The sequence below is a fragment of the Clostridioides sp. ES-S-0005-03 genome (assembly GCF_020658455.1).
Taxonomy (GTDB): domain Bacteria; phylum Bacillota; class Clostridia; order Peptostreptococcales; family Peptostreptococcaceae; genus Clostridioides.
In genome coordinates, this window is record NZ_JACVWI010000043.1 from 1 (window position 1) to 251 (window position 251).

Here is a 251-nt window from a genome sequence, read left to right on the forward strand (position 1 = left end):
AAGATTTAAGTAATATACTCTTAATGGTGGAGATGAGGAGAGTCGAACTCCTGACCCCTTGCTTGCAAGGCAAGTGCTCTCCCAACTGAGCTACACCCCCAAATATGAAGTTCATAAAGAACTTTCAAAATTAAACAGTAGGCAATTCTCCTTAGAAAGGAGGTGATCCAGCCGCACCTTCCGATACGGCTACCTTGTTACGACTTCACCCCAGTTATTGATTCCACCTTCGACGACTTCTTCCAAAAGGT

General features: G+C 44.2%; 1 tRNA gene and 1 rRNA gene. Both read right to left on the minus strand.

Annotation, left to right across the window (positions count from 1 at the left end):
* Nucleotides 1–24 precede the first annotated feature (24 nt).
* Nucleotides 25–100: transfer RNA gene (locus IC218_RS21750), tRNA-Ala, on the minus strand.
* 55 nt (nucleotides 101–155) lie between these two features.
* Nucleotides 156–251, minus strand: a 16S ribosomal RNA gene (locus tag IC218_RS21755); the annotation flags it as partial.